We start from the raw sequence: 19,315 nt of genomic DNA, 5'->3' as shown, positions 1-19,315 counted from the left end.
GACCGGAGCCATGGATATCCAGACCGATCATAATTACGCCATCAATCTCAATGTTCGAGGCATACAGCCATCGGCCACCCTGCGCATCAATGAATTGAGCAACCAGCTCCGGTTGGAAGGCAGGGACATCATAAAGCTGGGTCTTGGCCAGTCCCCCTTTCCCGTGCCCGCGCGTGTGGTGGAGGCCCTGCAGGCAAATGCCCATGAAAAGGACTACTTGCCGGTCAAGGGCCTGAGGGCACTCAGGGAAGCCATTGCCGGCTATGTCAATCGCAAGGAACGTATGCGTAGCAGCTGGGAAGACGTGCTCATAGGGCCCGGCTCCAAGGAGTTGCTGTTCATTCTGCAACTGGCCTATTACGGCGACCTGCTGATTCCCCGGCCAAGCTGGGTTTCCTATGCCCCTCAAGCCCGGATTATCGGTCGCTCGGTGTACTGGCTGCCCACCCACGCCGAGAACAACTGGCAGTTGACCGCCGAAGAGCTGGATATTGTGTGCCGGGACGACGCCAGCCGGCCCCGCATCCTGATTCTCAATTATCCGTCGAACCCGACCGGATGCACCTATACCGATGACCAGCTGCTCGCCATTGCCAACGTGGCGCGCAAGTACCGGCTGATCCTGCTCTCTGATGAGATCTACGGCGAGGTGCATTTCGAGGGCAGACACAAATCCATTGCCCGCTACTATCCCGAAGGCACCATCATCAGTACCGGCCTGTCGAAGTGGGCGGGTGCCGGCGGCTGGCGCCTGGGTACCTTTGTGTTTCCACCGGAGCTGAGACCCCTTCAGGACGCCATGGCGATCATTGCCAGCGAGACCTATACCGCCACCAGCGCCCCCATTCAGTATGCTGCCATAACCGCGTTCAGCGGCGGCCAGGACCTTGACGACTACCTCCACCATTCGCGACGGGTGCTCAAGGTCATTGGTGAATACATGCACCAGCGACTTTGTGACATGGGCGTGCCCACCCAGAAGCCAGAAGGCGCGTTTTATCTATTCCCGGATTTCTCTTCTTATCGGGAAGCCCTGTCCCGGCGGGACATAAAGACCAGCGCGGCCCTGTGTACCTCTTTGCTGGAAGAGATCGGCATTGCGATCCTGCCCGCCAGTGATTTTGGTTTCGCTCCGGATCAGCTCAGTGCACGGCTGGCGTTTGTGGACTTTGATGGCGCCCAGGCCCTGGCGCTTGCGGCGGGGGACTACGCCGACGAGAGTTTGAGCGACGAATTTGTCGAGCTCGCCGCCCCCCGCATGAAGCAGGCAATGGATAAGCTGGAGCAATGGCTGAAACAACTGTGAAACACCGGTAGCCTTGAAGTCGCTACAGAAACCCTTGAGTGTTGATGCTCAGGGGTTTTACCAACCAAGGAGCGTACCGTGCAGGCGATTGCCGATTTTGCAGAACAGATTGCCCTAGAGGCTGGCCGACTTATTAAACACGAGCGCGACAATAATCCGCTCCGTACCGATTACAAGGACCAGACCGAGCTGGTTACCCATGCTGACCTGCTGGCGGACAAGCTGATTACCGAGGCCATCCAGGCCCGATTTCCCAGCCACCGCATTCTGTCGGAAGAGTCCCGGCCGGACAAAAGCCAGGCGGCGGATTTGGACAGCCCCCTGTGGATTATCGATCCCATCGATGGCACCGTGAACTACGCCTACGGCCATCATCAGGTGGCCATTTCCATTGCCTACGCCGAGAAGGGTCACGTTCAGGCTGGTATCGTTCACGCGCCGTTCGTGGCTGAGACCTTCAGGGCCGTTCGTGGCCACGGCGCCACCCTGAACCAGGCCCGCATCCAGCACAGCGGTGCGACCGTGCCCCGCGACTCCCTGTTCGCCACCGGCTTTCCCTATACCAAGGACAAGCTGCCACCCCTGGTGAAACGCCTGGATGCCATGATACATAACTGCCGCGACCTGAGGCGTCTGGGCTCGGCGGCGCTGGACATCTGCTGGGTGGCTTGCGGGCGGCTGGACGCCTACTACGAGTCCGTCAGTCCATGGGACTTTGCCGCCGGTCGCCTGATTGCACTGGAAGCCGGAGCCCGGGCCGGGCATTTTTCCGAGGTGCCAGACGGCTATCCGGTGGACCTGTGGGGGCAGGATCTGCTGATCTCAGCACCGGAAATCTACAACCAGCTCAGAGACATACTGCAGGAGGCGTCCCGGGGTTAGGCGGGACCGAAACCTCGCCGGAAGAGTCACGGAGACACCAGCCGAGAATCAGGACCACAGGGATTCGGCCAGGATCTCCCAGCTCTCGTCAAAACCGGCGGCCGGCAGGCGTTCGAACGAAGTCCGGACGAAGCGTTGCAGACGGCCTTCGACGAACACCATGACCCAGTCAGCGCTGCGCCCTGCGCTGGTGCGGGGCCGAAGATTCTGGCGCAGATCGCCCTCCTTGAGGATCTGCCGGATCTGGGTTTCCAGCCGCTCGAAAAACTGGCAGGAACGCTTGCGTAGGGCTTCGTCTTCCCCCATCAGGGCGTCCCCTGTCAGTACCCGGCACAGGCCGGCATTGCGCTCGGCGAACACCAGAACCAGGTGCACCAGCTGTTGCAGACGCACCCGGGCGTCGTCCTGTTCCTGGAGGATCATCTGGCAGCGGGAGAAGACTGCGTCCTCCGCAAACTCGATCAGGCTTTCGAACATCTTGCGTTTGCTGGGAAAGTGGCGGTAAAGCGCCGCTTCAGTCACGCCTACCTGGCGGGCAAGGTTGGCGGTGGTAATGCGGGCGCCGGGGTCGGATTCCAGCAGTCCCACAAGCGCCTGCAGGATCCGGTCACGCCGGCTGGGTTCGGTTTGGTTCATGTTGCTTGGCTTCCACAGGAAGCTGAACAGACAACTGCTCAGATGTCAGAAAAACATACCGTCCAGAGGCGAAGACGCACTGGCGTACAGTTTTTTCGGCATCCTGCCGGCTAAATAGGAGTCACGGCCAGCCTCAATAGCCAGACGCATAGCACGGGCCATACGGATAGGGTCCTGGGCCAGGGCAATGGCGGTATTCATCAATACCCCATCGCAACCCAGTTCCATGGCTATGGTGGCATCGGACGCGGTACCTACCCCGGCGTCCACCAGCACGGGCACCTTGGCATTCTCAACAATGAGACGAATATTGTAGCGATTCTGGATGCCCAGGCCCGAGCCAATCGGTGCACCCAGCGGCATGATGGCAATGCACCCCATCTCTTCAAGACGCTTTGCCAAGAGAGGATCGTCAGTACAGTAAACCATCACCTTGAAGCCATCCTTGATCAGCTCTTCCGCGGCGATCAGGGTTTCGGTCATGTTCGGGTAGAGGGTCTTCTCGTCCCCCAGCACTTCCAGCTTCACCAGGTTGTGGCCATCGAGCAGTTCCCGGGCCAGCTTGCAGGTCCGCACCGCCTCTTTGGCACTATAGCAGCCCGCGGTATTGGGCAGAATGGTGTACCTGTCCGGTGAGATCACGTCGAGCAGGTTAGGCTCATCGGGGTTCTGGCCAATGTTGCTGCGCCTTACCGCGACAGTCACGATTTCCGCACAGCTGGTTTCAATGGCGTGGCCGGTTTCGGTCAGGTCCCGGTATTTTCCGGTGCCCACCAGCAGCCGCGAGGAATAGACCTTGCCATCAATGACCAGGGGTTTGTCTTCCGGAAGCCGGTTTTTGGACTCTTCACTCATACTGCACCTGTAATTGATGGGTTAAAGGACCGTTCAAGGCAGAAGATCAGCCGCCCCCTATGGCGTGCACCACTTCGACCCGATCGCCAGGGTTCAGCTTATACTCATCGTGGCAGCTGCGGGGGACGATGTCCTCGTTCACTTCCACCGCCAGGCGTTTGCCCGTCACCGATAACTGATTCAATAGCACAGCGATGGTCGCCTGATCCGGAACCTCAAGAGGTTCACCGTTCAGTTGTATCTCGATCATGTCGACTCCTCCTTTCGAGCCGTGGAGCCCAGGCCGGCGGCCACCAGCAATGCCCAGCCCGCGATGAAACACAGGCCACCCATGGGGGTAATGGCACCAAGGGCCGGTGTGTCGGTCAATACCAGCAAGTACAGACTGCCACTGAAAAGCACGATGCCGACGGTAAACAGGGCCGCGGCCAGGGCAAGCAGCCGGCGGGACAGTCCGAAACCGGCCAGCAGCGCTGAAACAATCAGTGCCAGACTGTGGTACATCTGATAGGTGGCTCCGGTCTGGAAGACTTCAAGGCCCCGCTCGCTGACCATGGCTCGCAGCCCGTGGGCGCCAAAAGCGCCAGCGACGACAGCCAGCAGGGCGAATACCGCGCCCAGCACCAGAGGCCAGCGTAATGGCAGCAGATACCTAGCAGTCACAATGGGTCTTCTCTCCGGTGTCGAGGTTCATCACAGTGAGTGCGCCTCCCCAGACACAGCCCGTATCCAGACCGATAAACCGCGAATCCCCGGTCTGCCCTTCCAGCGACGCCCAATGCCCGAAGATAATACGCACCGCATCATCTCGGGGATAATCGAACCAGGGTGCGTAACCTTCCGGCGCCTGGTCAGCGGATTCCTTCGTGCTCAGCTCCAGAGTGCCGTCTGAAGCAATGAATCGCATGCGGGTAAAGTAATTGGTGATCATGCGCCAGCGGTCGACCCCTGTAAGATCATCCTGCCAGCGTTCCGGGTAATTGCCGTACATATGGGTGAAGAACTCGACCGCCTCCGGGCCCCGTATGATGGAGGCAAGTTCAGTGGCATACCCCAGGGCATCGTCCACCGACCAGATGTGGGGCAAGCCGGCGTGACTCATGAAATACTGCCGGTCCGGATCGTATACTCCCAGCTTCTGTTGCCTTAGCCACTCCACCAGGCGCTGAAGATCGGGCGCCCCGAGAATGTCATCGAGAGTGTCCTTGCCTTTGATCTTGTGCCCGCCCAGGACCACGGCCAGCAAATGCAGATCGTGATTGCCGAGCACAACTTCGGCAGAGGCCTGCAGGCTCTCGATGTATCGCAGCGTCTCCAGGGATTCGGGGCCACGATTGATAAGATCCCCGGCTACCCAGAGCCGGTCCCGGGACGGCGAGAAGTCGACCGTCGCCAGCACCTGGCGCAGGCGCTCGTAACAGCCCTGAATATCGCCAATGGCATAATCTGTCATTGCTCTTCCTTTCGCTCAGACTCTGATTCGCGCTGCAACTGATCCGGATTCCGGCCAACCACAGCATCAGCGATCATTACGTACTGTTCCAGAGAGAGGTTCTCCGGCCTCAGACCATCGTCTATGCCCAGCGCTCTGAGTTCCTCTGCAGTCACAACCCCCGCAAGGGCCTTGCGCAAGGTCTTGCGCCTGGCATTGAAGGCCGTTCGCACAACCATCTGCAGAGTACCAAGGTCCCGTGCCGGATGTGGCAGGGTTGCATGGGGCACCAGGCGCACAATGGCCGAGTCCACCTTGGGCGATGGCCGGAACGCGCCCGGCCCCACCTCGAACAAAGGCTGCACCCGGCAGAAGTACTGGGTCATGATGCCCAGCCGGCCGTAATTGTTGTCGCCAGGACCTGCTGCCATGCGCTGCACCACTTCTTTCTGCAGCATAAAGTGCATGTCCTGGACGGCATCGGCCTGGCCCAGCAGGTGGAAAATCAGCGGGGTGGAAATATTGTAGGGCAGATTTCCGACAATTCGCAGGGGCCGGTCTACCACCAGCTGCCGGAAGTCAAAGCTGAGGGCATCCGCTTCGTGAATCCGCAAGTCGGGATAATTGAAGAACTTGGTGCGCAGTACCGGCACCAGGTCCCGGTCCAGCTCAATGACCTGCAGCCGTGGGTTGGCCGCCAGTATTTCCTCGGTCAGGGCACCAAGCCCCGGGCCGATTTCCACCATGGCATCATCCGGCTTCGGATTGATGACCCTGACGATGCGCTCGATGACCCCGGGGTCCTGTAGGAAGTTCTGACCAAACCGCTTGCGGGCCTGATGACCTGCCGGACGACTCATGATGCAGCTCCTTTGCGGCTCAGGACCATCTCACTGGCGACCCTGATGGCCGTTTGCAGACTGCCCCTGTCGGCACGACCGGTTCCAGCAAGGTCCAGAGCGGTGCCGTGGTCAACAGACGTGCGCACAATGGGCAGGCCAAGGGTGATGTTAACCGCCCGGCCAAAGCCCTGGTATTTGAGCACCGGCAGCCCCTGGTCATGATACATGGCCAGTACCGCATCGGCCTGATCCAGCCAGTGGGGGGTGAACAGGGTGTCTGCCGGCAGCGGGCCGGTCAGGGTCAGGCCTTCTGATCTTAGCTTTGCCAGGGCCGGCTCAATGACCTCGATCTCCTCACGACCGAGGTGACCGCCCTCGCCCGCGTGGGGGTTCAGACCGGTGACCAGGATCCGGGGCCGGGCCAGGCCGAAAAATGCTTTCAGGTCATGGTCAAGTATTCGCGCTACCTGGCAGATTCGCTCCGGAGTCACGGCTGCCGCCACATCCTTTAAAGGCAGATGGGTGGTTACCAGAGCAACCCGCAGCTCCTCCGTTGCCAGCATCATCACGACCCGCTCGACACCGCACAGCTCCTGGAGGTATTCCGTATGGCCGCTGAAGGCAATGCCGGCGTCGTTTATCACCCCCTTATGCACAGGCGCTGTCACCATGCCATCGAAGGTTCCGTCAAGACAGCCTTTAGCAGCGGTCTCGAGGGTCTTGACCACATAGGCGCTGTTGTCGACATCGAGTTCGCCCGCCTGTGAACTGGCCAGACCTGAAACCGGGTAGACCGACAGCTCACCCGCCCCCCTAGCCACAGGGTTTCCGGGTTGCCAGGGTGTCAGGGTCACGTCCAGTCCGAGTTGTTTTGCCCGGGACTCAAGCAGATCCTGGCTGGCGACCACCACAACCCCGGCCTCGCGTTCCCCGGCGGCCCACTGGAGGCATAATTCAGGCCCGATTCCCGCTGGCTCACCGGCGGTCAGGGCGAGACAGACGCTCTCAGTCATGATTGTCCGTCATCAGAGAGCTCATCGGTCTTGAACTCCACATAGGCTTCATCGCGGACTTCACGAAGCCAGGTCTGAAGCTCAACCTCGTACTTGCGACGGTACAGGGACTGTCGTGCCTCAGCTTCCTTGAGTTCGCCGCCGATATCTTTCTGCCGGCGCTCCAGCACCTCAAGAATGTGCCAGCCGAATCTGGAACGGAAAGGGCCTTTGAGCTCCCCGACCTCGGCTTCCTCCAGGGCTGTCTCGAAAGCCGGCACCATCTGGCCTTTGCTGACCCAGCCAAGATTACCGCCATCCGAACCTGACACCGGGTCATCGGAAACCTCCCGTGCCAGGGCGGCAAAATCGGTGCCTTCCTGCAGCTGCTGGTAGATCTCACCTATGCGTTGTTCGGCTTTGGTATCGGACACCGTATCCGTCGGCCGGATAAGGATATGGCGGGCACGGGTCTGCTCGACCATGGTTTCGTCGCCGCCCCGCTTGTCGAGCACGGTCACGATGTGAAATCCGCTGCCGCTGCGAAGCACCTCGGAAGGTTCGCCAACCTCGAGCTGCGGCGCCACATCGGCCACCAGGGACGGCAGTTGGCTTTCTGGCCGCCAGCCCATAACACCCCCTTCCAGGGCATTGCTGGCATCAGACTCCGCCACAGCAACCTCCCGGAAGTCCCGACCACCTTCGATCGCGTCCAACAGGCTCTCGGCTTTTTCCCGCGCCTCAGTCACCTCGGCGTCGTCGTTAAAGTCGTCCACAGCCACGAGAATATGGGCAAGCTGATATTCAACACCGGAGCTCTCCTGGCCCGCGGAAGCTGCCATGAAGTTCTCGACTTCGCGCTCGGTCACCCGGACCCGATTGTCCACCTGGCGCTGCTGGACCCGGCTGATCAGCATTTCACGGCGGATCTGCTCACGGGCCTCGCGATAGGTCAGGCCTTCCTGAGCCAGCTGAGATTCAAACTGGGCCAGGGTCATGTTGTTCCTGGCGGCAATGTTCTGCATGGTATCGTTAAGCTCATTGTCGCTGATGCGAATGCCCATCTGCTCAGCCCTCTGGAGCTGAATGGCATCCGTTACCAGCTGTTCCAGCACCCGCTCTTCCAGTATCTCCCGGGGCGGCATGCGCGTGCCCTGGGCATTGAGTCGTGACACCACGGTGCGAACCCGGGCATCAAGCTGCGATTCCAGAATGACGTCGTCCTCGACGATGGCTATGACCGAGTCGAGCTTCTTGCGCTCGGCCAGGGTCGTGGTTGCCATCGCCAGCGTCAGGAGCACTACCAGGGCGCGGGCGCCAAAATGCAGGGTTGCCTTCATAATCACCTCAGTTAATTCATTTCAATGCCGTTGGCCCGCGTCAGTAAGTGCGGGGCTCAAAACGACGGCGCTCACGTTCTTCAAACCCGTAAATTGCATCGGAAACCCGGCTTGATGAGCCGCCACTGCCCCCCAGCCCCTTGAGCTGAATCTGGAACAGAATACGGTTTTCAAGGGTTTCGTCATCAGTCAGATAGTTCTGGCTGACCAGTTGGACGCTCCAGCAGCAGTTGTTGTATTCAATGCCCGCCAGAGAGCCTGCGGTACGGTCGGTTCTGGCGTCATAAACCCAGCGGCCAATCAGACTAACACGGTCTGTGACAGGAAAAACCGCGCCAATATCCGTCTGCTCGAATTCATCACGACGGTAGGTGTGGCCTACGGTCGCCAGGTAGCGATAATCCCGGGAGTGGAAAACCAACTGGCTGCGCCCCTCCTGGGTCTTGTGGTCCCGTGGGTCCCAAAGGCCCGACGTGCGTATGTCCAGGGTATCCAGCGGCTTCAGCACTGCCTCGCCGGCCAGCGCCGAGTCACTTCGATCGGCCGCGCCCTGGCCCGCCAGGGTCACGTCGCGGTCGTCGTAGTAATAGACCTGACCAATGCTGAAAAGTGCCCGCTCGGCACCGGTATTAAGGTCATTAAACCGGGTCGACACCGCCACCGTGAGCTGATTGGTGTCGCCTACCCTGTCGCCGCCGGTGAAGCGGTTGCGGTCGAAAAGCTCATCAAAACTGAATGCTTCCACGGCTGAGTCGAAATCGGGGATGTCATTCTGCTCATCGGCATCCGCCCAGGCATAGTAGAGCCTTGGCTCCAGGGTCTGATTGAAGGGAACGTCAAACAGGCTGGTGCGACGGTCGAAATACAGGCCGTTGTCCCATTCGAAGACCGGCACGGTCCGGTCAAACCCCGCGTCACCCAGCTCATAGTCTTCCAGTTCATAGCGGGTGTAATCGAGGGTGACCGAAGGCCGAGAATAGCCCCAGATGGTGCGCATTCCCAGGGCCACTTCGGGCAGAAGCCGGAGACGCTGGCCATTGGCCCGGTCCAGCCCGCTCAGTTCGTTGTTGTCCCGATGGAAGTAGGTGTATTGGGACTCAAGGCCGGTTTCCACCATGCCCAGGTCGTACTGGGCCCCGTAGAGCAGTTCCGGTAGCTGATCGTAGGGCCGGTTTCGGGCCGCAATGCGGTCGGTGATGGTCTGGTATCCGCTCAGATAGGCATCAAAATAGCTTGCGGTGCCCATGTAGCGCACGCCACCCTGGCGCAGCAGATGGGTCTGCTGGTTGATATCGAGGGTTCGGTTGAGATCACTCAGGTAATCGTTATCCGACACCACGGAATAGTCCCCGTAGCCGGTCCATCCGCCCCCGAGCCCTGCCCGGGTGGAAAAGTCCAGGGCCCAGCGCTCGGGGTCGTTGCCGGGTGACTGTGACTCAAACTCCTGATCCTCGGCAATATAACCGACCTGCAGGACAGAGGGGCCCAACACACTCAGGTGACGACCCTCGGCCTCAGTCAGCAGCCCACGACCGTGAATATACTGTGGCGTCAGGGTAGCGTCGTAGTCAGGGGCAAGATTCAGGTAATAGGGCACCGCCAGGAAGCCACCGCTGCCGGTATTGGAAGTGCCGAAAGCAGGATAAAGGAAGCCGGACTTGCGACGGTCATCAATGGGAAAGCTGGCGTAGGGCCAGTAGAAGACGGGTACATCCTTTACTTCCAGCCGCACGTGCCTTGCTGTGCCCACGCCCTCAGCCTGGTCCAGCTCTATCTCGGAGGCAACCACTGCCCAGTCATTCTGGGACGGGGCACAGGTAGTCAGCCGTCCACCGCTGATTTCAACCAGGTCGGGCCGGGGCCGCGACAGGCGCGAGGCGGTGCCACGCATCTCCGATGCGTGCAGCAGAAAAGTGGCGCTGTTGATATCCAGGCTGCCCGAGTTCACATCATATTGCGCCTGCTCGCCCGTCAGCAGTACGCCCTGGCCCCGGCTCACAATTGGCCCGCTCAGGTTGAAGTTGCCGCTGATCTGATTGTAACGGGCTTCGGACCCGGTTGCCGAAAACTCACCCTGGCGCAATTTCACGTCACCTTGGAGGAACAGCTCCCGGTCTATCTCATAGCGGGCATTGAGACCGCTTGCCTCCAGTGGCTGCTCACTGTCAGGGCCGACACCCGCCAGACCATCTCCAGGATCCGCCGAAGCATCTCCCCGGGAAGGCAGATAGCCGCCCTCACAGAAGACTGGCAGCGTATCCTGCACGTCTTGTGGCAACTCGGAACGGGGCCGCCAGTCCAGTTCTGCCGCTGACGGCTGGCCCTGGGCATAAGCCGGCAAAACCCCGGTGCCCGAGAGCAGGCCTGTCGCGACTGCAGCGCACCCCATCCAGCCACGATTACGCCTGCGGCGCATGCGGTCGGACGAACTGGAAAGACAGTTAAGCACGTGGGCTGGGTTCCTTAGCGAGACAGCAGAGGCAACAAATCGGGACCGACTAGTTTACACGCCGCACCGGGCCTTGTTAACGGAAACCGTTCCCGGAAAACCCTGCGCAATTGTCGAGGATGCAGGCTTCTGCTAAGTTTCGGTGCTTGAGCCAGTTTTCCCAGCACTTTGAAAGCAGCAGATACTCATGGATACGAGATTGAATGCAGTTGTCGAATGGGTCAGGCGCCAGCCCGGATTTGAGCAGGCACGTCTTACGCCAGTCGCTGGCGATGCCAGCTTCCGCCGCTATTTCCGGGTTGAGAGCCCCGAAGGCAGCGCCATCGTTATGGACGCGCCACCGGACCATGAGGATTGCCGACCCTTTGTGGCCATAGCCCGCCACTGGCAAAGCCATGGCGTAGCCGTACCAGCGCTGATTCATGAGGATCTGGACCAGGGCTTTCTGATGCTCGAGGACTTCGGTGACGAACTGCTGCTTACCCGCCTGGACGACCGCAATGCCGATAAACTCTATCAGGGCGCCATGGCGGAGCTGTGCCGGATACAGCAGGTTCCGGACGCACCCGACTACCCGCTACCGCCCTACGATGCCGCCCTGCTTGACCGGGAAATGGCCCTGTTTCCGGACTGGCTGATCACCCGGCAACTGGGCATCACGCTGACGATCCAGGACCAGGCGATGCTGGACACCGCCTTCGCGTTCCTGCGGGAGAGCGCGCTTGCGCAGCCCGAGGTGACCGTCCACCGGGATTATCATTCACGTAACCTGCTGGTGCGGCCAGGGACCAATGTTCCGGGCGTGCTGGACTTCCAGGACGCGGTGAGGGGCCCGGTGACCTATGATCTGGCATCGCTGCTGAAAGACTGTTACATCTGCTGGCCCGAAGCAAAACTCGGCCCCTGGATCGAGCACTACCGAAACCTGAGCAGGACTGCCGGGCTCCACAACGCTGAATCCGACACCTTTCGCCAGTGGTTCGAACTGATGGGCATGCAGCGCCACCTGAAGGCGGCCGGTATCTTTGCACGCCTGGCCATTCGCGACGGCAAGACCCGCTATCTGCACGACGTACCCCGCACCGTGGGTTACCTGGTGGAGGCCAGTGGTCGCCAGCCGGCGCTGCGCTACCTGCACGGCTGGCTCCAGGAGGTGGTGGTGCCGGCGCTGGACCCGGCCTGGGGCAAGGCTACTGCCCCGGGAGGACAGTAAAGCCGTGAATGCCATGATACTGGCCGCTGGCAGGGGCGAGCGCATGCGCCCCCTCACGCTGACTACACCCAAGCCACTGCTCCACGCAGGGGGCAAACCCCTGATTGGCTACCATCTGGAGAACCTCAGGCACGCCGGGGTGGAAAAGGTCGTGATCAACCACTCCTGGCTGGGCGAGCAGATTGAGCAAACCCTGGATGACGGGCGGGATTACGGGGTGTCTCTTGTCTATTCCGCCGAACCGGAACCTCTGGAGACCGCCGGCGGCATACGCCAGGCCCTTGAGCTTCTGGCCCCTGAAGGCCAGGACTGGTTCATGGTGATCAACGGTGACGTCTGGACAGACTTTGACCTCGCTATACTGGTTCCGCCAGAGGACCCGGCTTGCCGCGCAGTGCTGGTACTGGTGCCCAATCCACCCCAGCATCAGGAGGGCGACTTCACGTTGACAGAGGATGGCTATGTTGTTGCCGATGGCGGCGACAGGCTGACGTTTGCCGGCATCAGCCTTCTGCACCGGGAGCTGTTCGCAGGGCTCGCCCCCGGGTACCGCCGGCTAGCTCCGGTACTGACGGAGGCGATGGCCAGCAACCGGGTGAAGGGCCTGTACCACACCGGTGTTTGGTCTGATATTGGCACCCCGGAGCGTCTCGGCGCACTCGATCGTTACCTTTGCGAAAAGGAGGGGCGCTGACATGCCCGCCTCCAGCCGCGATCTCGTGCTGCCTGCCCGAATAGAAATTGAATTCTATGATCTTCTCGAGGAACTCAATGCTTGCGGCCACCGCGCCGATGAACTGATTGAGCGGACCAGTTTGCCGGGCTGGTGCCGGCGCAGCCTGTTCTACTTTCTCGGCTACGTGGGCAAGGCCGACGGACGGGTGACCCAGGCAGACATCCGTTTTGCCGAAGCCCTCATGAAGGCCCTGCAGCTTTCTGCGCGCCAGCGCCGCCACGCCATCCATCAATTCAAGCTGGGCAAGGAGGCTGAGGAACCGGCCAGTCTCCGTGGCCTGCGCCTGCGAACCAGCGCGCGGTTCTGGCCATCGCCGGCACTGCGCATCGCCTTCTGCCTGAGCCATGCCGCCCAGCTTCATGGCCAGCCGAGCAAGACCCGACGCTACCGTTGTGAAGACGCCATTGATCTGATGGGCCTGCCAGTACAGCTTCTGCAGGAGATCCTCAGCAGTTACGCCCGCAAGGTCTGGATTACCCGACCGGAGCTGCAACCGGTCCCGGACAGCTATGAGAAAGCCTGCCGGCTACTGGGGGTGGGTACCCGAGAAAGCTTCGTAAAGATCAAACAGGCCTATCGTCGGCGGGTGTCCGAATGTCACCCCGACAAGCTCGACCGCAATCTCGGGGAGCAGGACCTGGCCCTCGCGAAGGAGCGCCTGCACCGTTACCAGAAGGCCTGGGAGCTGATCAAGCGCCGTCATGAGGCACGCTGAAACACTCTATCTACCCGCTACTGCCTGTCCCTGAGCCAACCGTCCAGCCGGTTGGCAACCTGGGAGCCATTGCGGGCCACGGGGGACGCTGGTACGGCGACGACCTGCTGGGCATAGCCCTGGACACCCTGCCGCCGGGCAAGTGCCTGGCGCTCCCGGACCGGGGCCCGGGGCGACCGGTTGCTGGCGATGTCCAGCACGGGCAGGGATCCGGCGCCACTCAGGGCCTCCAGAACAGAGCGAGCTCCGGGCGGGTCCAGCCTTGGGGCAATCCATATAAGGGCCGCAATGTCCGCCTGGCTGGAAATAACCAGCTCGGATACAGGGCCGGCGCCACGGCCTATGCCGGCGACTACAATACGGCGGTAGCCCAGCTCCTGCAGCTCGCCCAGTGCGGCAGTCAGCTGTGCCTGGACTCTTCTGGCATAGGCATCCTGAAGCTGTTCCTGCTCTGAGCTGCTCATGACATCAATCATCACTGACGCATCGCTGGGCTGTGGACTGTCGGCCAGGCGCTCACTATCGGCCTCAGGGCCCCGCGTTCGGGCGTTACCCAGCCTTTGCTGCTCGCGGATGCGCCGGGCCTGCGCAAGAGCCGGCGGAAGTTCGGGCAGGCCCACTGTCATGGCGGCCCAGCCGCGTTCTGCCAGGCCCGGACGCAGGCTCCCAAGTAACTGCACATCAGCGGACTGGCCTTCGTCACCCAGGATCAGAACAGCACCTTGCGCCTTCGCCCCCTGTTCTGCTTCAAACAGCACTAGTACCTGACCGGAATCACCAGTTTCCAGCCACAGCGCCTGGTCAGGTTTATCCCGAGCCAGTTCCCTTGAGTTCAACCCGGAGGAAACGCTGTGGCGGGACGGCGCCTGGTCCCCGTTTTCCGTTGTTTCGGCCGCCGCCTCACCCCGGTCTTGCTCCTCAGCGGATACCTGAGGCATCAGCAGCACTGGCGTCACCGCCAGGAACAGGCTGAACACCACGGCGTCTGTCCTTCTGTTCTTTCTCATCAACCCCTGCTCTTGTTGGTCTGCAATCCACGACGCTTGCGCCCCAAAATAGGCTTCAAGCTGTTAGACTAGCACCTTTGCGAACTTTTCCGTTGAACACCCACTTTCAGTCTGTGCGAGCGAGATACCATGACTCCGTTTCAAATTGCGCCGTCCATTCTTTCTGCCGACTTTGCCCGCTTGGGCGAAGAAGTCGACACGGTGCTGGCCGCCGGCGCCGATATCGTCCACTTCGACGTCATGGACAACCACTACGTACCGAACCTGACCATTGGCCCCATGGTGTGTGAGGCGCTTCGCAAGCACGGGGTCAGCGCTCCTATCGATGTCCACCTGATGGTATCGCCGGTGGACGACCTGATCCGCATGTTCATTGATGCCGGCGCCACCTACATCACGTTTCACCCGGAAGCCTCCAATCACGTGGACCGCTCCCTGCAGCTGATCCGGGACGGTGGCTGCAAGGCCGGCCTGGTGTTCAACCCCGGCACCCCCCTGCACTACCTCGACTATGTCATGGACAAGATCGACATGATCCTGCTGATGTCTGTCAATCCGGGGTTCGGCGGTCAGAAATTCATACCCGGCACGCTCGAGAAGCTACGCCACGCCCGCCAGCGCATTCATGCGTCAGGGCATGACATCCGGCTTGAGATCGACGGCGGTGTCAAAGTAGATAATATCCGTGAGATTGCCGAAGCCGGTGCCGACACCTTTGTCGCAGGCTCGGCCATCTTCAATACCAGCGACTACAAGGCCACCATCGACCAGATGCGTGCCGAGCTGGCGTCTGCCCGATGAAGTTAACCGAACTGTTCAGAGGTCAGTGGCCGGGCACCATACTGCTGGATCTCGATGGCACGCTGGTGGACAGCGCGCCAGACCTGGCCGGTGGTATTGACCAGATGTTGAGAGCCCTCGGTCGCGCACCGGCTGGCGAAGATAAAGTCAGGGAGTGGGTGGGTAACGGCGCCGCCATACTGGTCCGTCGGGCACTCGCCGGCGACGTGGACTACGAGCGGCACCCGGCGCCGAGCCAGATTGAATTCCAGCAGGCCCTGGACCTGTTCTATTCGGCCTATGGCGAGCTCAACGGTCTCTACTCGACCATTTATCCCGGTGTGGAATTATTCCTGGAAACAGCCGATGCCATCGGTTGCAGGCTCGGCGTGGTCACCAACAAGCCCCACGCCTTTACCCAACAACTGCTCGACCAGATGGGTCTGAGCCACTGGTTTGCGGTCGCCGTCAGCGGCGACACCCTGCCGGTACGCAAACCCGACCCTGCACCCCTGAGTCATGCAGTGGATCTGCTGGGAGGCGACCTGGCGAGCACGCTTATGATCGGAGACTCAGTGACTGACGTCGATACGGCGAGAAACGCCGGTGTTCCCACGGTTGTCGTCCGCTATGGCTACAACTACGGCGGCCCGGTTGATGAGTTGGGGGCAGATATTGTGGTTGATTCACTGGCAGAGCTTTTGTAATCTCGTTGCTCCTTCATCAATTTACTACGATTTCGGGAGAAACCTGCCGTGCAGGGACTGAATCTGACTGCAACCCGGGGCGTCCTGACGACTCGGGCATCACGATGGTGGCGATGGCGCACCGGCTGAACACAGCCCGGCAGCGACCCCTGGCCAAAAACTACGCTGCCTGACACCGAACTGTCCGACTCCATCAGGGCAGTCAACTGCAGATCAGATCCAGGAAGACCGACATGACACCCGAGCGTTTTGCTTCGCTATCCGAAGCCGGCTACAACCGTATTCCCGTCTACCGTGAAGTACTTGCGGATCTCGACACCCCACTAAGTACCTATCTGAAGCTGGCCGCCGGCCCTTATTCCTACCTGCTTGAATCCGTGCAGGGTGGCGAAAAATGGGGGCGCTATTCCATCATTGGATTGCCCTGCCGGGAAATCCTGCGGATAACCGGATCGAAGATAGAGATCTCCCGGGACGGCGAAGTGGTCGAATCGACCCACAGCGATGACCCGCTGGCATTTGTGGAAGCCTACCACCAGCGCTTCCGGGCGCCGGACCTGGACGACCTGCCAAGATTCAATGGCGGCCTTGTGGGTTATTTCGGCTATGACACCGTGCGCTTTATTGAAAAGAAGCTCGCCGCGTCCTGCCCGCCGGACCGGATCGGAACTCCCGATATCCTGCTCATGGTCTCGGATGACCTGGTGGTGTTCGATAATCTCAGGGGCCGGCTGCACCTCATCAGCCACGTTGACCCGAGCGTCGCCAGTGCCTTCGAAACCGCCCAGGCCCGGCTGGATGAGCTTGAAAACCGTCTGCACCGTCAGGTGGCGGATGCCCCGGTTACGCCGCCCCACCTTCGTGGTCAGGTCGTGGACGAAAGCGACTTCGTCTCCGGCTTCAGCAAAGACAGATTCGAGTCAGCTGTCGACAGAATCAAGAGTTATGTGCTCGATGGCGATGTGATGCAGACGGTCATATCCCAGCGCATGTCGATCCCGTTCGAGGCGCCGCCCCTGAACCTTTACCGCTCCCTGCGGGTGCTCAATCCATCGCCGTACATGTATTTCCTGGATCTGGGTGACTTCCAGATCGTGGGCTCTTCGCCGGAGATCCTGGCACGGGTGGAGGATGACGAAGTGACCGTACGGCCCATCGCCGGCACCCGGAAGCGGGGCGCCACCGATGCCGAAGACCGTGCGCTGGAAGCGGAGCTGCTGGCTGATCCAAAGGAAATAGCCGAGCACCTGATGCTGATCGACTTGGGTCGCAACGACGCCGGCCGCGTATCCGAAACCGGTACCGTCAAACTAACCGAGAAAATGGCCGTCGAGCGCTACTCCCACGTCATGCACATCGTTTCCAATGTCACCGGTCGCCTGAAAGCCGGCATGTCCAGCATTGATGTACTGAGGGCCACCCTGCCCGCCGGCACCCTGAGCGGCGCCCCGAAGATCCGTGCCATGGAAATCATAGATGAACTGGAACCGGTCAAGCGCGGCGTCTATGGCGGCGCCGTGGGTTACCTCTCCTACAACGGCAACATGGACACCGCTATTGCCATTCGTACAGCAGTGATCAAGGACAAGACCCTGCACATTCAGGCTGGTGCCGGGGTCGTGGCTGATTCCATTCCAAGGCTTGAATGGAAAGAGACCATGAACAAGGGCCGCGCGATTTTTCGGGCGGTAGCCATGACTCTGAACGATTTCGACCACTGAGGCGGGGAGACGACCATGCTGCTGATGATAGACAACTACGACTCCTTTACCTATAACGTGGTGCAATACCTGGCAGAACTTGGTGCCGACGTGAGAGTGGTCCGCAACGACGAGATTTCGGTGGCCCAGATCGAGGCCATGGAACCGGAACGTCTGGTTATTTCACCCGGCCCCTGCACCCCCAATGAAGCGGGCATTTCCATGGAGGCTATCCGCCATTTTGCCGGCAAACTACCGATTCTGGGCGTATGCCTCGGGCACCAGGCCATCGGCCAGGTCTATGGGGGCGATGTGATACGGGCAGGCCGGGTCATGCACGGCAAGATTTCCCCGGTATTCCATACCGATTCCGGTGTCTTCCAGGGCCTCAATAATCCGCTTCAGGCGACCCGGTACCACAGCCTGGTCATCGATCAGAAAACTCTGCCGGACTGCCTGGAAGTCACCGCCTGGACACGGCACGAGGATGGCGCCGTGGAAGAGATCATGGGCGTTCGACACAAGACGCTGCCCATCGAAGGCGTCCAGTTTCACCCAGAATCCATCATGACCGAGCAGGGCCACGAATTGTTGCGCAACTTTCTACGCCTCTGAATTGCTAAGCTACTGTCATGGACACCCGGAATTCACCGACTGAGAGACCGCTCACATGGACATGAAAGAAGCCCTGGATCGCATCGCCGGCAACCTTGACCTGAGCCGCGACGAAATGAAGCAGGCAATGCGCAGCGTAATGACCGGCGAAGCCACGGATGCCCAGATCGGCGCCTTTCTCATGGGCCTGCGACTCAAAAGCGAGACGATAGACGAAATAACCGGCGCCACTGAAGTCATGCGTGAGCTGGCCACACCGGTAAAAATTGAAGCCGAACCCCTGATCGATATCGTGGGTACCGGTGGCGACGGCGCCAACCTGTTCAATATCTCATCGGCATCAGCTTTCGTGGTAGCCGCGGCCGGCGGCTTCGTGGCCAAGCATGGCAATCGCGCGGTGTCATCGAAAAGCGGCAGCGCCGACCTGTTGGAGCAGGCTGGTATCAACCTGCAACTGACCCCCGAGCATGTGGCCCGGTGCGTGGAACAGATCGGCGTCGGTTTTATGTTTGCCCCGGCCCACCATGGCGCGATGAAACACGCGATCGGGCCCCGCAGGGAACTGGGCATGCGGACCCTGTTCAACATACTCGGGCCCATGACCAACCCGGCCGGCGTCAAGCGCCAACTGATCGGGGTGTTCAGCCGTGCCTTGTGTGTGCCCATGGCGGAGGTACTTCAGAAACTGGGCAGCGAGCACATCATGGTGGTGCATTCCCAGGACGGTCTTGATGAAATCAGTCTCGCCAGTACGACCCATGTGGCCGAACTGAAGGACGGCCAGATCCGGGAATACGACATAACGCCGGAAGAACTGGGGATCAAGAGCCAGTCGCTCCTGGGCCTGAGCGTCGAGACTGCCGAGGATTCGCTCAGGCTCATACGGGCTGCCTTTGGACGCGGGCACGACGAAATGGCCGAGAAAGCCCGGGACATGATTGCCCTCAATGCCGGTGCCGCCATTTACATCGCCGGCCTGACGGACACCCTGGCGCATGGGGTGGATATGGCCCAGGACGCCATGGGCAGCGGCCTGGCGGCCGGAAAAATGTCAGAACTGGCAGACTTCTCGCACTGTTTTGACTGACCGCGTTTAACCGCTTTGACG

20 protein-coding genes are annotated in these 19,315 nt (G+C 60.6%); 10 read left to right on the top strand and 10 right to left on the bottom strand.

What is annotated here, in order from left to right:
* Nucleotides 1-10: 10 nt before the first annotated feature.
* Together G7W63_RS10745 and G7W63_RS10740 are read left to right on the top strand one after the other, a co-directional pair.
* Entirely contained in the window at nt 11-1,306 is a 1,296-nt protein-coding gene (locus G7W63_RS10745) for a pyridoxal phosphate-dependent aminotransferase (protein WP_166257297.1), read from the top strand.
* Nucleotides 1,307-1,384: 78 nt separating this feature from the next.
* Nucleotides 1,385-2,188: an inositol monophosphatase family protein gene (locus G7W63_RS10740; RefSeq protein ID WP_166257294.1), complete on the top strand. Its 804-nt coding sequence runs from the start codon at nt 1,385-1,387 to the stop codon at nt 2,186-2,188.
* A gap of 48 nt (nt 2,189-2,236) precedes the next feature.
* Here the strand turns inward: G7W63_RS10740 and slmA are convergent, their stop codons facing one another.
* From slmA to G7W63_RS10695, 9 genes are read right to left on the bottom strand one after another with little or no spacing between them, the layout of a single operon-like run.
* Nucleotides 2,237-2,824, bottom strand: coding sequence for a nucleoid occlusion factor SlmA (gene slmA, locus G7W63_RS10735; RefSeq protein WP_166257291.1), 588 nt, complete (start codon nt 2,822-2,824; stop codon nt 2,237-2,239).
* A gap of 45 nt (nt 2,825-2,869) precedes the next feature.
* Nucleotides 2,870-3,679, bottom strand: a complete 810-nt coding sequence (locus tag G7W63_RS10730) for a thiazole synthase (RefSeq protein WP_166257288.1) — start codon at nt 3,677-3,679, stop codon at nt 2,870-2,872.
* Between the two features lie 46 nt (nt 3,680-3,725).
* Nucleotides 3,726-3,929, bottom strand: a complete 204-nt coding sequence (gene thiS, locus G7W63_RS10725; protein ID WP_166257285.1) for a sulfur carrier protein ThiS — start codon at nt 3,927-3,929, stop codon at nt 3,726-3,728.
* Nucleotides 3,926-4,342, bottom strand: coding sequence for a DUF423 domain-containing protein (locus G7W63_RS10720; protein ID WP_242634386.1), 417 nt, complete (start codon nt 4,340-4,342; stop codon nt 3,926-3,928). Before G7W63_RS10720 ends, thiS begins: the two co-directional genes overlap by 4 nt.
* Nucleotides 4,332-5,132 carry a symmetrical bis(5'-nucleosyl)-tetraphosphatase gene (locus tag G7W63_RS10715; protein ID WP_166257282.1) on the bottom strand — a complete coding sequence of 267 codons (801 nt, stop codon included), beginning with the start codon at nt 5,130-5,132 and terminating at the stop codon, nt 4,332-4,334. The genes G7W63_RS10720 and G7W63_RS10715 overlap by 11 nt, the downstream gene beginning before the upstream one ends.
* On the bottom strand, nt 5,129-5,971 hold the full coding sequence (rsmA, locus tag G7W63_RS10710) for a 16S rRNA (adenine(1518)-N(6)/adenine(1519)-N(6))-dimethyltransferase RsmA (protein WP_166257279.1): 843 nt from the start codon (nt 5,969-5,971) through the stop codon (nt 5,129-5,131). The genes G7W63_RS10715 and rsmA overlap by 4 nt, the downstream gene beginning before the upstream one ends.
* Nucleotides 5,968-6,966: a 4-hydroxythreonine-4-phosphate dehydrogenase PdxA gene (gene pdxA, locus G7W63_RS10705; RefSeq protein ID WP_166257276.1), complete on the bottom strand. Its 999-nt coding sequence runs from the start codon at nt 6,964-6,966 to the stop codon at nt 5,968-5,970. Before pdxA ends, rsmA begins: the two co-directional genes overlap by 4 nt.
* The gene (locus tag G7W63_RS10700) at nt 6,963-8,285 is read right to left on the bottom strand and encodes a peptidylprolyl isomerase (RefSeq protein WP_166257273.1); all 1,323 of its coding nucleotides are present in this window, start codon (nt 8,283-8,285) and stop codon (nt 6,963-6,965) included. The genes pdxA and G7W63_RS10700 overlap by 4 nt, the downstream gene beginning before the upstream one ends.
* 40 nt (nt 8,286-8,325) lie before the next feature.
* The gene (locus G7W63_RS10695) at nt 8,326-10,674 is read right to left on the bottom strand and encodes an LPS-assembly protein LptD (protein ID WP_242634404.1); all 2,349 of its coding nucleotides are present in this window, start codon (nt 10,672-10,674) and stop codon (nt 8,326-8,328) included.
* A gap of 247 nt (nt 10,675-10,921) precedes the next feature.
* On the opposite strand from G7W63_RS10695, the gene G7W63_RS10690 reads away from it, so the two are divergent.
* The 3 genes from G7W63_RS10690 to G7W63_RS10680 are packed head-to-tail and all read left to right on the top strand — an operon-like array spanning nt 10,922 to nt 13,398.
* Nucleotides 10,922-11,947 carry an aminoglycoside phosphotransferase family protein gene (locus G7W63_RS10690; RefSeq protein ID WP_166257270.1) on the top strand — a complete coding sequence of 342 codons (1,026 nt, stop codon included), beginning with the start codon at nt 10,922-10,924 and terminating at the stop codon, nt 11,945-11,947.
* A 4-nt stretch (nt 11,948-11,951) separates the two neighbouring features.
* The gene (gene murU, locus G7W63_RS10685) at nt 11,952-12,641 is read left to right on the top strand and encodes an N-acetylmuramate alpha-1-phosphate uridylyltransferase MurU (protein WP_166257267.1); all 690 of its coding nucleotides are present in this window, start codon (nt 11,952-11,954) and stop codon (nt 12,639-12,641) included.
* 1 nt (nt 12,642) lies between these two features.
* Nucleotides 12,643-13,398: a co-chaperone DjlA gene (locus G7W63_RS10680; protein ID WP_166257264.1), complete on the top strand. Its 756-nt coding sequence runs from the start codon at nt 12,643-12,645 to the stop codon at nt 13,396-13,398.
* A gap of 17 nt (nt 13,399-13,415) precedes the next feature.
* Here G7W63_RS10680 and G7W63_RS10675 read toward each other — a convergent pair whose 3' ends face one another.
* Nucleotides 13,416-14,405 carry a DUF3530 family protein gene (locus G7W63_RS10675; protein ID WP_166257261.1) on the bottom strand — a complete coding sequence of 330 codons (990 nt, stop codon included), beginning with the start codon at nt 14,403-14,405 and terminating at the stop codon, nt 13,416-13,418.
* A gap of 129 nt (nt 14,406-14,534) precedes the next feature.
* Between G7W63_RS10675 and rpe the strand changes: the two genes are divergently transcribed.
* From rpe to trpD, 5 genes are all read left to right on the top strand, one after another.
* Nucleotides 14,535-15,206 carry a ribulose-phosphate 3-epimerase gene (gene rpe / locus G7W63_RS10670; RefSeq protein ID WP_166257258.1) on the top strand — a complete coding sequence of 224 codons (672 nt, stop codon included), beginning with the start codon at nt 14,535-14,537 and terminating at the stop codon, nt 15,204-15,206.
* Complete coding sequence (locus G7W63_RS10665; protein ID WP_166257255.1) at nt 15,203-15,892, top strand: phosphoglycolate phosphatase; 690 nt, start codon at nt 15,203-15,205, stop codon at nt 15,890-15,892. Before rpe ends, G7W63_RS10665 begins: the two co-directional genes overlap by 4 nt.
* 233 nt (nt 15,893-16,125) lie before the next feature.
* On the top strand, nt 16,126-17,613 hold the full coding sequence (gene trpE, locus G7W63_RS10660; RefSeq protein ID WP_166257252.1) for an anthranilate synthase component I: 1,488 nt from the start codon (nt 16,126-16,128) through the stop codon (nt 17,611-17,613).
* A gap of 15 nt (nt 17,614-17,628) precedes the next feature.
* Entirely contained in the window at nt 17,629-18,207 is a 579-nt protein-coding gene (locus G7W63_RS10655) for an aminodeoxychorismate/anthranilate synthase component II (protein ID WP_166257249.1), read from the top strand.
* Between the two features lie 55 nt (nt 18,208-18,262).
* Nucleotides 18,263-19,294, top strand: coding sequence for an anthranilate phosphoribosyltransferase (gene trpD, locus G7W63_RS10650; protein ID WP_166257246.1), 1,032 nt, complete (start codon nt 18,263-18,265; stop codon nt 19,292-19,294).
* Nucleotides 19,295-19,315 lie beyond the last annotated feature (21 nt).

This window comes from Marinobacter salicampi (assembly GCF_011074795.1).
Taxonomy (GTDB): Bacteria; Pseudomonadota; Gammaproteobacteria; order Pseudomonadales; family Oleiphilaceae; genus Marinobacter; species Marinobacter salicampi.
This window is presented reverse-complemented; position numbering and strand designations above follow the sequence as displayed.